The sequence below is a fragment of the Puniceicoccaceae bacterium genome, assembly GCA_040224245.1.
In the GTDB taxonomy this organism is placed as follows: Bacteria; Verrucomicrobiota; Verrucomicrobiia; order Opitutales; family JAFGAQ01; genus JAKSBQ01.
On the sequence record JBEGIR010000074.1, the window covers coordinates 28,325 to 47,226 of the forward strand.

Consider the following 18,902-nt stretch of genomic DNA (forward strand, 5'->3'; position numbering starts at 1 on the left):
GCGGGTGACTGGAAATCCGAAACTCAGTTAATGCCGCGACCTTCGGACAGAATGCCATCGTAGAACACGATGGTCTGTTTCACGAATCGACTCGACCAATACACCCAGCGGTCGCCTTCGAGGGACGGGGTTTCATGGATGGGCGGATATCCGCGGGTGAGGATAGCCTGTTCCTTGGTCATGCCAAGACGCAGGGTCCCCGAACGAATGTCACTTGCCATGCGCTTCCCATAACCATCGATTGGGGTTGGCTCAGGCGAGAGCATCTTTGCGGCAAACTCCGGGGTGGAAACACCCGTATACTCGGGGATGTTCTCCACCTTGATGTTTTCTCCCCTGACGTTGATGACAAACTCTTTCGATCCCACGCTCACCAGACGCGCCGGGGTATTGATGGGTACCGGTGTTCCACGTCGGTAGTTGGTCGATTTGTAGGTGCCACGTTCGTAATAAAAGGTGAAACGCGTGTAGTATTCACCGCCCACTTCCACATCGCCAATCGGTGGGATGCGGATCGACACACTCGCGGTACTTTCACCGGAGTCCTCTTCATAGGAGCTTGCCGATGACGTTGCAGGTGCTGCGTCATCTGCGGTCGGTTCTCCCGCCTGAATCATGGCCTGAATCACAGATTCCGGCACGTTGGCGGATTTCAGCGCGATGAGACCATCGACGGAAACATCATAGTCACCCGCATCTTTTTCGATGACGGAGATGATGGTTTCCGCTTCAAGACCAGCCTCAACCATTTTGATAATGCTTTCATTGGTGAGTGCTGCCCAGGAGCTGGTGGCGAGCATGAGGAAGCCCAACAGGGCCATGCGAAGTTGCTTCATAAGGAGATGGATTGGGTGATAGAACAGGGTGGGCCACAACGGTGGCATGACCCTAACGACTTACGAGCTTACGCCAATCTACGGTCGGATTCAATGCAAAACAAAGGGGACCCCAAACGGGATCCCCTTGATTTCTCTCTATTCCGACACGGTTCATTCTGCAGCTTCCGGAGTTCCGGTGCACCGCAGAGGAAGCGAATCGAAAAATCGTTTGTGCGAATACCAACCTGTTACCGCGACACCGCTCCGACAGCACGGCGGTACTGAGCCTTTGCCAACAGGTAGCTGTAGTTGGCGGACAGCAGATTTGTGCGTGCTTCAGTCAGAGCCACACGCGATTGCAGCAGCTCGAGCTGGGTCGCCGCACCTGCCTCGTAGCGCACTTCCGCCAGACGCAGGGCTTCCTTCGCCTGTTCGACGACCTTGTTTGCCGCACCCGCGAGTTCTTCTGCTTCCTGCAGGGCTGAAACTGCGCGGCGCACATCCACCTCAATTGTCAGCTGCAATTGCTGGCGATCAAGCTGTGTCTGCCGCAGTTGGGAGCGAGCCTGGATCAGTTTTCCTCGGGTTGCACGGCCGTCGAAGATGGACCATGACGACTGGATGCCTACGCCCCAGCCCTCGTTGGACTCACTGAATGCATCGTAGCGCGGATTCTTCTCCAGTCCGTAGTTTCCATAGACCGACACGGTTGGATAATATCCCGATTTTGCGATATCAATCCCCGCCTCGCGTGCTTCGATCAGCGTATCCAACTGGAGCACTTCCGGACGGTATTGCATGGCCTCAGTCAGTGCAGATGCGAGATCATAGGGCATGGGATCAAAGTTCAGCTCCCCTTCGATCTCACTGCCGTCGTAGGGCAGCATGTCCGTGTTTTGATGACCGATCACGCTGTAGAGTTCATCAATGGCGATGCGATAGTTGTTCTTCGCACGGATGAGAGCAGGTTGGGCATTTGCCAGTTCCACTTCAGCCTGTAGCACATCAAAGCGAGATACCGTTTTGGCTTCAAAACGATCCTGGACATTCTTCAGCTGCTCTTGCAGGTAGTTCACGTTTTCCTGTTCCACCTGGATCTGATCCCGCGCGAGCAGCGCATCGTAGAATCGGAAACTTACCTGATACGCAACCTGTTCGATGGTCGACTTGAGCGCATAAACAATGGCCTCTTCCGCCAGTCTCTGTGCGCGCAACGTTGCGCTGACCTGTCCACCGGAATACACCAGCTGATTGACCTGCAGCCTTACGCTCCAGAATTTATCGGCACCCGTTCCCGGGGCGACGCCTCCGACCACCAGATTTTCATCCTCGAGCGTGTAGCTGGCATTCACACCCACGTTGGGCAGAACAGAGGATTTCAATTCAATGATCAGACCCTCCTGCTCGCGAATCTGCTCCTGCGATTGCTGGATCTGGAAGTTGTGTTCCATCGCGTAACTCAGCATGGAATCGAGGGTGTGGTCCGGGATCGGTGGAGTGTCGGCCCGAGCCACGGTCATCACCGCGCAGGCCGCCACCAAACTGAAAATAAATGGTTTTTTCATGTTCAAAAGCATTGAATATTGGGTTCATGAAAGCCCCCAAGGGCGATCAGATCAGATCGCCACGGGTTCCTCCATTTCAATTTCGACGTGTTTTTTCGCGATCAGCATGTAGAGCGTCGGAACCACAAAGAGGGTGAAAAACGTACCGACCGCCATTCCCCCAACGATCACCAGACCGATTGAATTGCGCGCTTCAGCTCCAGGCCCTGACACCAGCGTCAGCGGAAGGTGCCCGAAGATCGTCGCAAAACTGGTCATCAGGATCGGACGGAAGCGTGTTTGTGACGCTTCGCGGATCGATGTCAGCTTGTCCTTGCCCTGCCGCTGCACCTGGTTGGCAAACTCCACCATCAGGATACCGTTCTTCGCCACGAGTCCCACCAGAGTAACCAGTCCCACCTGGGTATAGATGTTAAAGGTGGTGGTGAAGGAGTCGGTCCAGAACGGCATATTCGGATTGGGCATCTTGAGCACCGTGAAAATGAGGGCACCAAAGATCGCCAGCGGCACGGATCCCAGCAGAATCACAAACGGGTCGCGGAACGAGTTGAACTGTGCGGCGAGCACCAGGAAGATCATCACAAACGCGAGTCCCAGTGTGCTGAGGAATTGAGCATTGCCCCCTTCCTTGCGCAGCTGTCGGGACTCTCCCTTGTAGTCGAGCGAGTAGCCTGCAGGCATGATTTTCGCCGCCTCATCCTCAAGGAAGGTGAGCGCCTCGTCGAGTGAGCGGATGGAAATCCCCGACAGGGTCACCGCGTTCAACTGCTGAAAGCGCACCAGTGAGCGTGGGTCCACACTCTGTTCGATGCGAGCGATCGTGCTCAGGGCGATGAGCTGTCCATCCGGGCCTGTGATGTAGATGTTCTCAAGCTGGTCCGGATTCAGGCGATTCTCACGTTTGACCTGAGGAATGACCTTGTAGCTGCGCCCGTCGATGCTGAAGCGGTTCACATATCCTCCACTCATTGCCGATGAGAGGTCTGCTCCAACCTGCTGCAGGTTGAGTCCGAGGTCGGCCACCTTGTCGCGGTCGATCACGACCTCCGCCTTGGGCTGGTCATATTTCACGTCAATGCGCGGCGGAAAGGCAAAGATGCCGCTCTGTGCTGCCTTGCTCTGCAGTTCCTTTGCAATCTCGAGGATCTTGTCAGGTTCTGCAGTGGACAGGATCACCAGTTCCACAGGGAAGGTTCCTCCACCACTTGGCAGGGCGGGAGGGTTGATCATGAATCCACTCACCCCGGGCACGGTGCTGACACGCTGCTGCACATCTGCGAGCACTTCGGCGGTTGAGCGTTCACGCTGGTTCCATGGCTTTAGAACCATACCCCCAAACCCCATTGCGGGCATGGTGATCTGGAAACTGCGCTCAAACTCGGGCGTCGCCACAAACTCTTCGAACATTTGTTCTGTGAAATGAACGGTCTGGTCGATGGTGGAGTTCGGTGGTGTGTCCACAATGCCAAAAACAAAGCCCTGATCTTCTGCGGGCGCGAGTTCGCGCGGGGACATCTGATACATCAACACGGCCACCAGAGACAAGAGCACCCAGCCTACATAAACGAAGGGTCGATTGGCCAATACCACATCCAGTGATCGCGCGTAGAGGCGTTTCCACCACTCAAAACCACGCGTGATGACTCCGGCAAAGCCGCGTTCACTTTCATCCTGCCGCAGCATACGTGAGGCAAGCATTGGAGAAAGCGTGAGTGCCACAAATCCGGAGATCAGGACCGCACCGGCAAGGGTAAACGCAAACTCGCGGAAGAGGGTTCCGGTCAGGCCGCCCTGCAACCCGATCGGCGTGTAAACCGCTGCGAGCGTGATCGTCATCGCAATGATGGGTCCGACCAACTCGCGCGCTGCGGCAAGTGCCGCTGCGATGGGTCGTTGCCCCATGGCAAGGTGGCGTTCCACGTTTTCCACAGCGACGATGGCGTCATCCACCACCAATCCCACCGAGAGCACAACGGCGAGCAGGGTGAGCAGGTTGATGCTGAAGCCAAACATCTGCATTAGGAAAACCGCACCAATCAGAGAGATCGGAATCGAAATCACCGGCACGATCACAGAGCGAACGGATCCGAGGAAGAGGAAGATGACCACGACGACAATCAGCAGGGTTTCCGTGAGGGTCTTGTAAACCTCACTGATCGCATCCTCAATGTATTCCGTCGAGTCGAAGGCAAAGCCCGCTTCCATACCAACGGGCAGGTCCTGTTGCAGCGCTTCCATCTCGGTGCGAATCCCCCGGATCACATCCAGCGTATTCGCGCTGGGCAGTACCCAGATCCCCATGAACACCGCATCCTCTCCGGAAAAGCGCACATCCACATCGTAGGACTCCGCACCCAGGACCACATCCGCAATATCCTCAAGCCTGACGATAGCCCCGTTTTGCTGGCGAATCACCATGTTGCGAAACTCGTCCACGGTGCGCAGGTCTGTATTGGTCGTGAGGTTGACCGAGATGAACGAACCCTTCGTCTGACCGATGGCGGACAGATAGTTGTTGGCTGCCAGTGCCTGCCTCACCTGGGCGGGGCTGATGTTCAGTGCTGCCATTTTTTCGGGCTTCAGCCAGATGCGCATCGCGAAGGTGCGCGCTCCCAGAATATCGGCTTTCTGCACACCCTGCACCGCCGTCAGGCGGGGTTGCACGATGCGAGTCAGGTAGTCCGTTACTTCGTTCGGGTTGAGAATATCAGACCGAAACCGCAGGTAAGCCGAGGCAAACTGAGAGTCTGCAGTTTCAATCGTGATGATGGGAACCTCCGACTCGGGTGGCAGGTCGCCACGGATCTGATCCACCTTGGTACTGATCTCCGCCAGTGCCTTATTCCCGTCATAGTTCAGTTTGAGTACGGCGGTTACGGTGGACATGCTCTGCGAACTGCTCGACTCGATGTAGTCGATTCCGTCAGCCGAAGCCACGGCACGTTCAACCGGCGTAGTGATGTAACCCTTTACCAGGTTGGCATCGGCACCGATGTACATGGTGGAGACGGTGATGACTGCGTTTTCATTGCGCGGATATTGGCGCACAGTCAACGTTTGATACGCCTGAATTCCGGCGATGATGATGATCAGGTTGACCACAATCGCCAGGACCGGGCGCCGGATGAAGACATCCGTAAAAGCTTTTTTATGAATACTCATGTTGCGTTCCCCTCGTTACGTGATCGCTCAGGCATCTTCGGGTGTCGGTTCGGTGGAATATTCGAGTCCGCGGTCGTTGCGCACCTGCACTTTCATGCGATTGCGCAGTTTGAATCCTCCCGTCGTCACAACGGTGTCACCCGCTTCGAGTCCCTCGAGGATTTCCACATAATCCCCCCGGGTTTCCCCAAGGCGAACAAAGTGCTGAATGACGACTTGGCCACTGCCGGATTCTGCGGGTTGAACGACAAAGATCGAGTTGCCATACGGAGCAAACAGTATGGCAGTCGCCGGAACGACAAGCACCGTTCGCGTCTCAGGTTGCAGAACAACTGCTTCCACAAACATGCCCGGTCGCAGCACGCCCGTTGTGTTTTGCAAGGTCGCACGCACCAGCACGTTGCGGGTGTCCTGGTCCACCTCCGGCGCAATCGCTGAGATTGTTCCGACCATGGGTTTGAAATCGAGATCCTCACTGGTCACTTCGACCTCGTAGCCCACTTTCAGTCGGGCCAGACGCTGCTGCGGCAGATAGAAGTCCACGTAGATCGGGTCAATGGATTGCAGGCTCACGACTTGCTGACCGCTTGCCACAAATTGTCCGAGATTCACCTGGCGAATGCCAAGGCGACCGGCAAATGGTGCGCGGATCACCTTCTTTGCGAGCAGTGCCCGCAGGTTTTCCACCATGGCTTCGGCTTCTGTGAAACGCGCTTCTGCCGCATCCAGTTCCGATTTTGCAATGGCTTCCTTTTCGAACAATTCCCTCGCCCGGTCGACGCTGACCTTGGCTAGATCCGCTGAGGCGATGGCAGAGTTCAACTGGGCGCGCTCGGTGGAGGCGTCCAGTTCGAGCAGAATCTGGTCCGCTTCAACTTCCTGACCCGATTCAAAATGAATCTTGACGACCTTGCCCGGAACTTCAGTGGTCACGGTCACACCCTGTACGGCTGCGACGTTGCCGATACCGCGGATGACGGGATTCCATTCCTGGAATGTTGCGTCTGCCGTGGTCACGGTTTCCGATGGTTCAGGCATGTTTTCGCCAGCGGCGATCATCGTTTGAATTTGTGTGACCTTGACCCCTGCGAGCACGCCGACAATCACGGCGATGAACCCAAGTGTAATGGCAGTCTTGATCACGATACGTATAGCTTTCTTAAACATATTCGTGTGGTGTTTGATGTTGTTGGTTGAAAATAGAGTGATAGCAATCGATACAGGGGCATGTGCCCGTGAGAGGTCTGGATCGGTCAGAGGCTACAGTCACATTCTTCCTGAGCACGGTTGGGCGCGATCACCGCGACGTGATCACAGACTTTGATGAGCAACTCGCGCAGCTGAACTTTTTCATCTGACGAAAGACAGTTCATCAATTGACGGATGCGTTCGAAGTGCACTGGCAGAAACTGGTCCATCAGTTCGATCCCTTGGTTCGTCAGGCTGACGAGCACCATGCGACGGTCTTTTTCATCCTGTTTGCGTAAGACATAACCGTCTTTGACCAGGCCGTCCAGCAACCCGGACACGGTGGCCCGGGTTACATTGACGGCCGTGGCAATCTCAGCAGGAGAAAGGAACCGTGTCGATCCGTCCTCCTTGTTGAAGAGTTGCAGCAAGACCATGAATTTCCCCTTCGAGATCTGGCGATCCCGAAAGGTTTCTCCCGCTCCACGAAACAGTTCATCCCCCGCCACAATGATTTGCAGGAAGGTCGCCATTGACAATGGGTCCAGTGCCGGATAGCGCTTGGTCGCTTCCATCAGGACTTCGTATTTGGGAATATCACAGTTTGGCAAGTGTGCCATGGATCGGGAAATTTTGATGTGTTGATGAGTTGATTAGGCAACTGATAGTTAGCCGCCTAATCATTTCAACAAAAAAATTCGGGATTTTTGAGAATGGCCATTTTTGGAAGGTCCATCGTTCCCTGGATGCCCGAATTTCTATTCCCCGTCGCCGATGACCTTCCCCGGCACGGCTTGCGGCAAGCCCGACGCATCGGGACAATCGAAAAATCCAGGCCTAGCTACAGGCTGACCCGGTGCTGGGAGTTTTCACCCCACTTGTGCAAGCGCTCGATCGCAGCACTCAAGGTGGGGTCCACGCCCCGGCGGAACTCGAAAAAACTGCGCGGGTCAGTGATGACGTCAGGCCCCACGCCGCTGCCTTGCAGGCGCTTGCCGTCCGGACTCAAGTAGTCCCGTGCCGCCACTTTGAGCAATCCACCCGCAGGTAATTTCCACGCCGGACTGAAGAGCACCTGCCCCGAGGTGCGACCCGTTCCCACAATTGGACCGCGCCGATGGTGTCGAATCACCGCCGCAAGAATCTCCGATGAACTTGCGGAGTAGGGACTCACCAGCACTGCAACGGGAACATTGATGGGTGGTCTTGCATACGAGGACGGTGTGAATTCGGGCAACTGCCGATCCCGGCGTGTGACCACACTGCCGATGGCGCTGTTTTCCGGAAGCAGAAGCGACAGCATGGCATCCAGCTCACGCTTAAATCCACCCGGATTCCACCGAACGTCCAAAATCAGTCCGTTCAGCTCTGCATGCTGTGCCAAGGCCTCAGCCATCCAGTCGGCGATGCCCTCCTCAAAATAATCAAAACGAAGGTAGAGTATTTGGTCTCCCACCCAGCGCACCTCGCGCTGGTCGTTTGCCTTGGGCACAATTGCCGACTCCAGAGCATATTCACGGATCTGCTCATGATCGTCGAGAAAGCGATAGGTCGTCACCGAACCCAGTGTGAGGGATGCTGCATTCACTTCCCTCGCATTGAGCCACAGCCAGCCCGGCTCGATGCCCGCAGACGCTGCGGGACTTTCCGGACTCACGCGCAGCACCACGCTGACACCCTCCATGCTCTCGTGCTCACTGGAGGTCAATCCCACCCCCACAAAGCCGCTGGTTTCCAGAGCGGAAACCTCTGCAGGAGAAAGCACGTAAGTGTGAGGATCACCCAATCGCTCCACCATGGACTTCAATACCGCATAAACCGCTTCGACATCCTCAGCGTCCGCAAGCATCTCATGAGTTTCCCGTCCCACATTTATCCAATCCACTCCATTGAGCTGCGGATCGTAATAGGTATCGAATACGGTTTTCCACACCTCCCGGTGCAGTGCGGAACGCTGGCTTACCACCAGTGTGGGGTTTTCCTGTCCAGGCGATTCCGGTCGCACCCCGCTTTGACATCCGCCCAGCCATAAGCAGGCCATCAGCAATCCAACGCTGAACGCGAATCGGCAACGACAGGGCACCGGGGTGACAGATCCTGGAGCAAGGGTAACAGTCATGTAACATTCCACCACAACCCAACCTACTCCAAAAATCAAGCATCACCCAACGCAAGAATCGCAATGCCGAAACCCTTCTGTTCGAAACGATCATCCATCCCGGCTTGCCCAAATCCCCGATGTCACCGATTCCCACAACCGAAAAACGCTCCCTCCCTTCAGCCATTCCATCGATATCAGCGACTTCCTTAAGTTCTCTCCGCCGAAACCACCTACCTTCCGGCTGGAAGCTACCTACCTTCCGGCTGAAAGACCTACCTGTCCAACCGAAACCACCCACCGTAGCGAACCTCCCACCCACCGTAGCGAACCTCCCACGCACCGTAACGAACCTACCACGCACCGTAGCGAACCTACCACTCGTTGTAGCCGAATTTGGGAAAATTCGGATCCCGGACGTCCGAATCTCCCCGGACCCATCCTCCTTCATTGCGAAAAAAATGAGGTCTTTCGACCGCTGATACTCTGAACAGAAGAACGCAGAAACAGGAATTTTTTAAACCACAGATTTTGAGGATAGCCACAGATGAGTGAGTCATATCTATTTTGCATCTCTCGTTGTCTCGCCATCATCGGGGAAAATTCGTACCGTCGTCGTCCCCGCACTGCAGGCTCATCGGAAAGTCTTGTTCCAGCCCTTATTGTTCACCTGACTCACGGACGCGCCAGATGGCAGCGGCGATGGACCCGATCACCGAATGAATGACGGCGGAGATCGCGCAGGGAATTGCGGTCAGCGGATTCGCGAAGTGGGTCTTGGCAAGCACACTTGCCAATCCGGAATTTTGCATACCCACCTCAATCGAGATCGTGCGCCGCACGCGTTCCTCATATCCGAGCAGTAGCGCAAAAAAATAGCCTAGCGTAAAGGCCCCCAGATGCAGCAGCGTGACGGCTCCGAGCAGCTTCAGTCCCGAATCGCGCACCTCCTGGGCGTTGGCTCCGATGATGCTGGCGCAGATCAGTGCGATGACCACTACGGCCACCAGCGGTCCGATTGGCAGGATCACCTGTACCACCTTGGGGAACAGGTGGTGCAGGGCGACACCGAGCACCAGTGGCAGCAGCACGATCTTCATCATGCTCAGGAACAGCCCAACGCCATTCACTGGCACATACTCTCCTGCGAGCCATTGGGTGAGCAGTGGTGTCAATATCACAGCAGCTGCAGTGGAGCACATTGTCATGAGCACCGATAGCGCGACATTGGCCTTTGCCAAGTAAGTTACGACATTCGAAGCCGTGCCTCCCGGACAGCAGGCCACCAGAATCAGGCCCACTTTGTAAGCATCGTCCAGATCCAACGTATGGGCGATTATCCACGCACACAGCGGCATGCACACAAACTGAGCCACCAACCCGGCAGCAATCGACTTTGGCATCACCATTACCCGTTTGAAGTCGTCGATGCTTAACGTGATCCCCATGCCGAGCATGATGATCCCAAGTCCCCAGATGATGAGCGGCTGATTAACCCACGTAAACGCCTCTGGCACAAACAGCGCGGTGACACAGCACAGTAGCACCCACAGTGGAAACAGATTTGTGAACAGGGCCAGGTAACGCATCATACCCACACACTCATACTCAAATCCCCGCCAAGTTCCACCCCAAAGCTTTCACGCTTCCATCCAAGCCTTCACCCCTGCTTTCCGAGAAAACCCTGAACCCCAGATTTTGGGGATAGCCACAGATGAGAGAGCAGTATCCGCCCTGCACCCTACTCCCGTAGCGGAAAACGTGAGTGTTTCGACCGTTGATGCCGGATGCTGCGTGACGGATGAAAATCACCACCGAGCTGACAGCGTGGAGAGTGACTTGACCGTTTTGCATAAGAAGAGAAACGGATTGAGAAGACTCTTCCCATCCTGCAAACAAACGGTCGCCGGGTCTCAGGCGTGGTGATCTCGTTCGGCTTGATTCACACAACAACGTAGGAAATCGGAAAGGGTCTTTTCAACTGCAGGTTTTGCAGATAGTGATGGGTTTCCAGAGGCGATTGAACCCACCCAAACGCATACCAGGTCCGTCTCTTGGATTCCTCAATTCTCGTATGCGCGACCCACACGGACTGAAGGTTGTGCTGTGTTTATTATGCGGACCATTTGGCTTTATGCTAAACGCAGCGTTTAGTATAGGTGTATTTTTCTCGCATACACAACGCAGCGTATCGTAAAATGAGAGTATGCACGATGTGAATCGACAGCGCGCAGGTCGCTACCGCAGGCAGCTTACTGGCTACCATGCGTTTCACCCCGCTCCGCTTCCGCCAGAGCCGCCCGTTCGCATGGAGGGGGATTTTCAACGCTTACTCTCACAGGCTGACCGTGCCCTTGGTCGTCTCGATGGCTCTATCCAGACGTTGCCCAACCCAGAACTCTTTGTGTTCATGTATGTGCGCAAGGAGGCCGTTCTATCCAGCCAGATTGAGGGTACTCAAAGTTCCCTTCAGGATCTGCTTGCTGCTGAGGCACGTCTTTTCAACGTCGGTTTACCAAACGACGTTGACGAGGTTATCAATTACGTCAATGCGATGAACTACGGTTTGTCTCGCCTTGGGGAGTTGCCGCTTTCGGTCCGCTTGATTCGGGAAATCCACGAACACCTCCTGCGAGGCGTGCGTGGCAGTCGCCTGACACCTGGAGAACTGCGTCGTAGTCAAAACTGGATCGGACCCGGCGGTTGCAGCCTCCACGAAGCCACCTTCGTGCCTCCACCTCCCGAAGAGGTGCCTGAGGCACTAGCGGCGCTTGAACGGTTTTTGCACTACCCTGGTGACCTTCCCGTCCTTGTGCAAATCGGCCTCGCCCATGCGCAGTTCGAGACCATCCATCCCTTTCTCGACGGAAACGGCCGCGTCGGGCGCCTACTCATCACATTGTTCCTTTGCGAACAGGAAATCCTGCAAATGCCTGTCCTTTACCTTTCCTATTACTTCAAACAGCACCGCAGTGAGTATTACGACCGTCTTCAGAACGTCCGCGACCGGGGTGACTGGGAGGGCTGGCTCGAGTTTTTTCTGAGCGGTGTTCTAATTGTCAGCAAAGAGGCCACCGAAACCGCCCGGCGCATCCTCGCGCTCCGGGAATCTCATCGCAGTCAAATCGCGGAAAGTCTCGGACGGGCTGCCGGCAATGGTCACCGTATCCTCGAACACCTTTACCAGCGACCCATCCTCAACGTGGCTGAAGTCGAGAAACTGCTAAACGTCACCTATGCCGCCGCCAACGGCCTTGTTTCCCGTCTCACCGAACTGGGGATCTTGCAGGAAATGACCGGCCAGAGACGCCACCGAGTCTTCCGCTACGCCCCCTACCTCAACCTCTTCAGTGGCGGTGTGGGGCAAAACAAAGCGAACGAAGTGGATGAATTCACCGAATCCGAAGAATGAACGTAAGCATTTTCACTGAAACCCGCAATTGGGATATCCACAGATGGAGAGTCCCCTCCGCCCTGCATCCTGCTCCCGTAGCGGAAAACGTGAGTTTTTCGACCGTTGATGCCTGATGCTTCGCGACGGATGAAAATCACCACCGAGCTGACAGCGTGGAAAATGATTCAACCCTTCTCCATCAGGAAAGGTGGGAATGCATCATGATGGAGTCGTCCATCAACTCCATCACCGCCAGCATTTTCGAAAAAGCAAAGAATCTGTTCGGGTATGTTAGCTCAATTATGGTGATTTCCCTGCTTCTTGACGACTCGATCACCCTTTAGTATGATCGGTTTTTTCCTCCGAGTCCCCGCGAGTTTGATTTTGAAATCAGGGTGCGATGCCAGAAAGTTGTTTAACTCCTGCTGTGTAACGAGAGGGATAGCCATTGCTTTGCAAAAAACATCATCATAGGGTACTTCCACACGGTCTGAGAACATTTCCCCTACACGGCGAAAGGCCAAGTTGCGGTATTTTTGTCGCAATGACTCGCTCACTGGGGCGATCGCATCAGATGCGAAAAGCGGCAGATTTTCACCAAATTCTCTTTCAAACTTCAGTTCGTCCTGGAGAGACGCTGCATGAGATTCGGCCTCTTTGAAGACCTTGATTCCCATTGGATTGTTCGTGGCGAAGACCATGAAATACTTCACTCCCTTCTTGTCCGGTTGGAGCACGACACATGATGACACGTATCGAAAATCGCACTGCTCTCGCAGGCTCCGGCAATACTCCCGCACGACCACATCCTGTCGCTCGTCCGAAGGGGCCTTTGCAATGATGTCCCTCACTCCCGGCCTTCCAAAAAAGTCTTCGTAGCTTTCGCGGCATTGCTCAACTTTGGCAAAGCGACGGACAAAGTCGGTCATCACGTTGACCAGAACCTCGGAAGAACGACGGCGGATCAGTGGGGCTATCACCTTCATCGACAATCCAGTCCACCCTTTAGGATCAATCAGGGAAAACAGAAAACAACGATTTGAATCGATCTCCTTTCCCAATTCGGGAGCCACCGCCTCGAACTCTCCATGGAAGCATTTCACCTCAATCCCTTTCGACGGCCGTTTTTCCACGTAGGCATCCAGCTTTCCGAACGCTTCCTGGTCTTTCTCGATCAAAAAAGCACGAATCCGAGGTGAACGGCCCTTTTTACTATGCAACTGAGCAAGACCAGCTTCCAGGCGCTCTAAGGCGATTCCAAATGAGGTGTCCGAAAGGTCCTCAGTTTTGGCCCCCCATGGACCAGCGAATGCGTCGACGAAGGCGATTTCATCCCATTTGCTACCAACCTTGATGGTGAAGGGGATGAGATATTTTTCGATCAAGGCATGCTTGATGTATCCCTGCTCTCGCCCCCCTCTGTAGTGCTCAAGATTAGGCATGTCGCTTAAATGGCAGTTCATCCCAAGTGCGGCCATCGAGGATTCGTCCGGCCTTCCCTTTTCCAGCAGCAGCCAAACGATGACCATCAAAGACAATCACCTTGCGCTGCTGTTCGGTCAGCAGTTCTTCGGGAACCCAATGTCCCCATTGTTTGAAGTGGAAGGCTGCCCCTGCGCCCTGGCATTGATTACGCAATGCCCTCACCCATTTCGGATTCATCGGCCGCGAGTGCGCTCCACTCTCACCACCTGCAATGACCCAATGTATGCTCTGAGTCGGATCGCTGGAAAGGTAGTGGCTCAGGTCCAGTGTGCCGAGCAGTGGTTCGCAACTCAGAAATCGCACCTTCGCAGGGATCTGCAGCAGGATGGGGACACGCTTGTCCGCCCAGTTCTGGTTTTCTGCCGTGCATCCCAGCCAAACATTCTCCGGCCAATGCTCTCCCCACGGAACCATGGAACGGATGTGTTGAGGACGTTTCGTCAAGAGAAGCCAATCCAGAAACGGCGTCTGTTCGATCAGATTCCAAAGGCGCTTCCGCCATTCATGGAGTTCCATTCGACGCTCAAATACGTCTGCCATCGATGCACAAAAGACCCTACGCCGGACACCATCCTGCTCAGCTTCACGGTTCCAGCGCAAAGGTTCATTCCAATGAGCATCCCCGAAAAAACGACGTGGTGCATCTTTTCCCCAGACTGAACTCCCCACGCGCTTGGCCCATGCCTCTGCGTAACAGTTCTGACAGGCTGGTGACACTTTTGCACACCCCCACCAAGGATTGAAGGTATGGTGAGTCCACTCGATTTTGGAATCCTTAGCCATGACTATGGTATTGTGTGTTTATACGTGAACAAAAGTCTACTCAAAACTTGATCCCGACGATGAAATCACCCTCGGTTCCTTGGTTGGAGGTGAGGCTGTGTCCAGTTCCCGGAATCCTGTTTTTTCTGAATACTCGGTTTGATTCATCCCGTGATGACGTGACCACCTGCCGCCTTAGCCCGGAGGGCGAAGGAGGGTAGTTCCAGGCTTTGGAGATGATCGAGGTGGATTTGTCTATGGACATATTCTAGAAAGGAATATCATCGTCCTCCAATGGAGCAAGTGTTTCAGTAGAATCAGGAGGTTCCGGAGTATGGGTTACTGGTTTAGACGGCGGGAACCTCGAACGGAATCTCCGTTTGAAGTCTTCGCGATCGTTGACCCGCATTAATACAGGGTTTTCACAGGTCGATGCCTTTCCAAAAAACAAGACATGTCGTTCTTCAAGCTCTGGAAGAACGTGGGCGTATCCAGAGCCAAGATAATTCTCGAGGAATGCCATTCCAGTGTCGTCAAATGTCCTAAAGGCAAAGATCGTGTTGCACTGATTCAGGATGGTTTTCGTGACGTTAGCGGTCCTTTGCGAGATCAGCAGACAGCCCATTCCGTATTTACGTCCCTGAAGGATTGCCCTAGCTGTAGCAGAAACTGCGTTCTGATCTGTTCGAACCGTAACATTGTTAAACTCAGGAACTAGAGAGTGCGCCTCCTCATAAATTAAACAAAGACGAGCTTTGTCACTCATCCGATCTTGGAGGAGGTCGAGGCAGGCTTCGGACACGATTTGGGTGATCTCCACCGGAGTGACATCGCGAAATGGAGCAGCGCGATGCCATGTACCTCCTTCATTGTAAGTGCGGGGCGCCTCTGATTGAATTCGCCCGGTAATCTCGGCGGGATTGTAAATTTTAACTAGAGACTCCTCGCTTTGGAGAAACTGCCTTAGGTCATCGTAGATCGCTTGTCGAAGTTTTGGATAGCTACCACCCTCATCGGGGTTGTCGGCAAGATTTTCCTGATCCTTGACCCCAGCTTCTCGAATCTTTTGAATGCGTGGCTCTTCGAGTTCAGCATTGTAAAACTCTGACAGTTCGCTCGCGTATTGATTTGTCAAATCGAGGCAAACGACCTTGATGCATTCTGCGAACATTCGCTCTAACAACTCCAACGCCAGGAACGACTTTCCAACGCCAAGAATTCCGAGAATGGCGGTATTGTGGGTAACAAGTCCGTGAATACTAGAGATTGAAGCTGGATAATTCGTTCCTGGCAGTCTACCGACTGCTTCGATCGGCAAGTCCGCCTTCTTATGTTCTACCCTGAACACCGGGGAGAACATTTCAGGAAGCCAAGGGGCTTTGATGATCTTGGATTGCTTCGCATCCCAGCTTCCGATTTTCCGGGCTTCCGCGACTAAGAACCCGCGGTTGTTCTTTTGAAAAACGATCTCCTCCCGCGTCAGACAGTCCGTGAGCTGATAGAGAACAGGATTTCCATGAATCCACGCCTCAAGGATCGTGCCCTCGTAGAGCCCGATCGGCTGCACTACTTCAAGGCGAAGTATCGGAAGCGATGTGTTTGCTGCAACAAGTCCTACAAGAGTATCAGACTTCGCTGCAAAATTTTCCTCCTGAATTGCCAATCCGAATTCCCCTGCAGGTTCAACAACAGCAACAACGCCGAGTGGAAGATCCCGTGCCAAGGTCTTCACTTCATCTTCTGCCTTGGCTGGCAATTCCAATAGTTTGGCTCGGAGTAAGATACCTTCATCCCGACCGAAATAGCCAAGAACCAGAGCGGACTTCGGGGAAGTCCTACCATCGTTTACTATTAGGACCTGTCCAAACTTGAGGGTTCTTTCCTGTTGACGAACCAGCACGATTCCAGGGTCGTCGAAGCCAGCGATTGTTCCCGCGATTCCCGTGATCTCTTTGTCCGCAAATAGCTGCCTGATCCTTGAATATAGTTTCGAGATGGATAGCTCTGGTCTCACCAAAACGATCACAATCAATGTGATCAAGATCGTGAGAATCTCACGTGGAGAATCGCGGTGGAACAAGACAACTGCAAAGATAATGACGATACTAAAAAGAAGACGGTCTTGGCCTGCCGTATCCGCAATCAATTTCGAGACTGTGGCAGGTTTGTGATTCTCGGAATTACGTTGCCGCTTCAAAAAAACTGCAATCCCGGCAGCGACAGCGACGCACGCGAGGTAGACCAGAAGAACTACGGAAAGGAATTGTTCCAGTGACGAGAACTTGTCCCAATCGATGACGAGCCAAACTGCGACGAAACTAGCGGATGCAGAAGCAATGTAGTTTGCCGGGCGTTCAAAATAGGGCGTAACAAGAAAACTACTGAGAAGAAGACTGAAGAGTCCTGCTGCGAGCCAAAGACTCCTTCCGTCCGTGTGTGGAAGCCATTGCTCAAAGGCGATCCAGTTCGCGACTACAAGCAAGCCAAGATAGATGAGCAGAATTGCGAGGCGTGCCTTTGGGTTCTCGATTTGTTCCATGTTTTAGAGTTTTTGGAGAAGGCTACGGCAGGATGGGATTGGTGGAGACGTTTGGAACGGATCATTTGGTGATCGGGTTCGGCTTCAGGTCGGTCAATGGATTGCAGTTTCGACGAGGGGCGAGATGGAGCTGGGAGCTTTTCAGACTAGATTTGAGATGGTCGCACTGAGGCATCATCATCGGTACGCTAAACCTGTGCCATAATCTTTCGGTTGTTCAAACAGCGCGGGAATCAATCCGCTGTGATGAAGGAGGAATCGAATGGTTTTAGGATTTTTTCGAGAGTACAAGTTCACTGGGTCAGAGCGATTTGTGTATAATTCATTTTGCGACTCGATTGAAGCTTTTTCCACCTTTGCTGATGGTTATCTCGATGAATTCGTTGGATTCATTTGCGTAAACCAGGAGAGTATCCTTAGGGCGTAGATTGTTAGTGTGGGATTAACGATTCCATTCTGGCAAATCTGGTTTCCGCACTTCACAATACCCCATCATGCATCGGGAAGCCTTTCAGCAATACCTCAAAGCCTCGAATGTGGAGGGTTCGGGCAAAGCGAGTTCGTATGTGCGGGCACTGGATTTGTTGGGTGAGATGATTGCACAAGTGCCTGCGGGGTTTGTGGATTGCCGCGAGGTGTGGGCGATCAATTCGGTGGAGCGACTGGAGGAGTTGTATCAGTTTGCCAACACAGAAAAACTGTTGGGACGTGAGAGTCGGTGGTATTTGCCTGGGATTGCGGAGAGTTACTTGCGTGATGGATATTGTACGGCAGCGATTCGCAGCTATCAGCGGTTTTTGGTGGAACATGGCTACGAAGCGAAGTTGCTAGCGGAGTTTGAGCGAACGGATGCATCCGAAGAGAGTCTCGTCGAGCGACTGCAACAGGAGCTGCCGCAGGACGAAGCGGTATTGTCGGAGCTTTATCCAGAGACAGAAGGCCGTGAAGTGAAGCGGGAGGTGTCAACGCGCTGCAATCAGCGGGTTTTTCGCAAGATGATCTTTAGCATCTATGGAAACGCCTGTTGCCTCACCGGACTGGATGTACCTCAGGTGAACCGTGCGAGTCACATCATCCCATGGGCGAAGCGGAAGAGCACCCGACTGGATCCGCGAAACGGGCTTTGCCTGTCGGCGACCTATGATGCGGCCTTCGACCGCAATCTGATCGGCTTTGATGAAGATTATCGGCTACTGGTGTCGCGGGAGATCCGTGACCACTATCGGTCTGATATCGTGCGCACCTACTTTCAAAACCAGGCCGGGCGTCGGATGCAGCTACCCAGTCGATTTCTGCCCAGGCTGGAATATTTGGCTGAGCACCGGGAGGCGGGAAGGTTTTGACGACGACAGTAGTGTTTTCCGCATCGCTCCATGATGGTGGAGGCATCGGGGGAATCGTATTGGCGGCGGACAGCATAAAGAGGGGGATGAGGTCGGGCTTTCAGCCCTCGTGGGATTTTGGGGTCTGAGGGTTCCTGGGGCGTCGCCCCAGGCTGGTATGGGGTCGCCCCGTTGGGGCTGGCGAAGGCTGGTATGGTTTCGCACCGTTGGTGCTGGAGAGGGCTGGCAGGGTTTTTCACCAAAGGGGCTGGGGAGGGTTGGTAGGGGGTTGCCCCATTGGGGCTGGGGTTTTCCGTATGGATTTTGCACCGATGATGCTGGAGAGGGCGGTTGGGTTTGGCGTCGTTGGGGCTGGCGTAGGCTGGTATGGGGTCGCCCCGTTGGGGCTGAGGTTGTCCGCATGGTATTGCGTTGTTGGTGATGGAGGAACTGCGGTGTGGTTTTGGACTGTTGCTGCGGGGTTGTCCGGTGTTGCTGTGGTTGAGGATGGGCTGGGATGAACCCCAAAAGCACAAAGATCACAAGGGGGACGAGGTGGGGTTGGACGG

General features: G+C 54.2%; 13 protein-coding genes. 3 read left to right on the plus strand and 10 right to left on the minus strand.

Translation table 11 applies throughout. From position 1 onward, the window contains the following. Nucleotides 1–23: 23 nt before the first annotated feature. The 7 genes from ABQ298_12745 to ABQ298_12775 all read right to left on the minus strand — a co-directional run bounded on the left by ABQ298_12745 (nucleotide 24) and on the right by ABQ298_12775 (nucleotide 10,423). A complete protein-coding gene (locus tag ABQ298_12745; protein ID MEQ9825244.1) occupies nucleotides 24–836 on the minus strand; it encodes a hypothetical protein in 813 nt (270 codons plus the stop codon). A 230-nt stretch (nucleotides 837–1,066) separates the two neighbouring features. Continuing rightward, complete coding sequence (locus ABQ298_12750; protein ID MEQ9825245.1) at nucleotides 1,067–2,383, minus strand: TolC family protein; 1,317 nt, start codon at nucleotides 2,381–2,383, stop codon at nucleotides 1,067–1,069. A 51-nt stretch (nucleotides 2,384–2,434) separates the two neighbouring features. Further along, nucleotides 2,435–5,545 (minus strand): efflux RND transporter permease subunit, encoded by a 3,111-nt coding sequence (locus ABQ298_12755; protein MEQ9825246.1) that lies wholly within the window; start codon nucleotides 5,543–5,545, stop codon nucleotides 2,435–2,437. 27 nt (nucleotides 5,546–5,572) lie between these two features. Further along, entirely contained in the window at nucleotides 5,573–6,688 is a 1,116-nt protein-coding gene (locus tag ABQ298_12760; GenBank protein MEQ9825247.1) for an efflux RND transporter periplasmic adaptor subunit, read from the minus strand. Between the two features lie 110 nt (nucleotides 6,689–6,798). Next, nucleotides 6,799–7,353: a MarR family transcriptional regulator gene (locus tag ABQ298_12765; GenBank protein ID MEQ9825248.1), complete on the minus strand. Its 555-nt coding sequence runs from the start codon at nucleotides 7,351–7,353 to the stop codon at nucleotides 6,799–6,801. A 221-nt stretch (nucleotides 7,354–7,574) separates the two neighbouring features. Continuing rightward, nucleotides 7,575–8,774 carry a S41 family peptidase gene (locus ABQ298_12770; GenBank protein ID MEQ9825249.1) on the minus strand — a complete coding sequence of 400 codons (1,200 nt, stop codon included), beginning with the start codon at nucleotides 8,772–8,774 and terminating at the stop codon, nucleotides 7,575–7,577. Nucleotides 8,775–9,490: 716 nt separating this feature from the next. Then, nucleotides 9,491–10,423 (minus strand): bile acid:sodium symporter family protein, encoded by a 933-nt coding sequence (locus ABQ298_12775; protein ID MEQ9825250.1) that lies wholly within the window; start codon nucleotides 10,421–10,423, stop codon nucleotides 9,491–9,493. Between the two features lie 614 nt (nucleotides 10,424–11,037). Between ABQ298_12775 and ABQ298_12780 the strand changes: the two genes are divergently transcribed. After that, nucleotides 11,038–12,243, plus strand: a complete 1,206-nt coding sequence (locus ABQ298_12780) for a Fic family protein (protein MEQ9825251.1) — start codon at nucleotides 11,038–11,040, stop codon at nucleotides 12,241–12,243. Between the two features lie 278 nt (nucleotides 12,244–12,521). Here ABQ298_12780 and tcmP read toward each other — a convergent pair whose 3' ends face one another. The 3 genes from tcmP to ABQ298_12795 all read right to left on the minus strand — a co-directional run bounded on the left by tcmP (nucleotide 12,522) and on the right by ABQ298_12795 (nucleotide 17,011). After that, nucleotides 12,522–13,667 (minus strand): three-Cys-motif partner protein TcmP, encoded by a 1,146-nt coding sequence (gene tcmP / locus ABQ298_12785; protein MEQ9825252.1) that lies wholly within the window; start codon nucleotides 13,665–13,667, stop codon nucleotides 12,522–12,524. Beyond that, the gene (locus ABQ298_12790) at nucleotides 13,660–14,493 is read right to left on the minus strand and encodes a phage Gp37/Gp68 family protein (protein ID MEQ9825253.1); all 834 of its coding nucleotides are present in this window, start codon (nucleotides 14,491–14,493) and stop codon (nucleotides 13,660–13,662) included. Before ABQ298_12790 ends, tcmP begins: the two co-directional genes overlap by 8 nt. Nucleotides 14,494–14,740: 247 nt before the next feature. Continuing rightward, nucleotides 14,741–17,011, minus strand: a complete 2,271-nt coding sequence (locus ABQ298_12795; GenBank protein ID MEQ9825254.1) for a DUF87 domain-containing protein — start codon at nucleotides 17,009–17,011, stop codon at nucleotides 14,741–14,743. Between the two features lie 494 nt (nucleotides 17,012–17,505). On the opposite strand from ABQ298_12795, the gene ABQ298_12800 reads away from it, so the two are divergent. Beyond that, nucleotides 17,506–18,354 (plus strand): HNH endonuclease, encoded by an 849-nt coding sequence (locus ABQ298_12800; protein ID MEQ9825255.1) that lies wholly within the window; start codon nucleotides 17,506–17,508, stop codon nucleotides 18,352–18,354. A 296-nt stretch (nucleotides 18,355–18,650) separates the two neighbouring features. Then, a complete protein-coding gene (locus ABQ298_12805; GenBank protein ID MEQ9825256.1) occupies nucleotides 18,651–18,854 on the plus strand; it encodes a hypothetical protein in 204 nt (67 codons plus the stop codon). Nucleotides 18,855–18,902 lie beyond the last annotated feature (48 nt).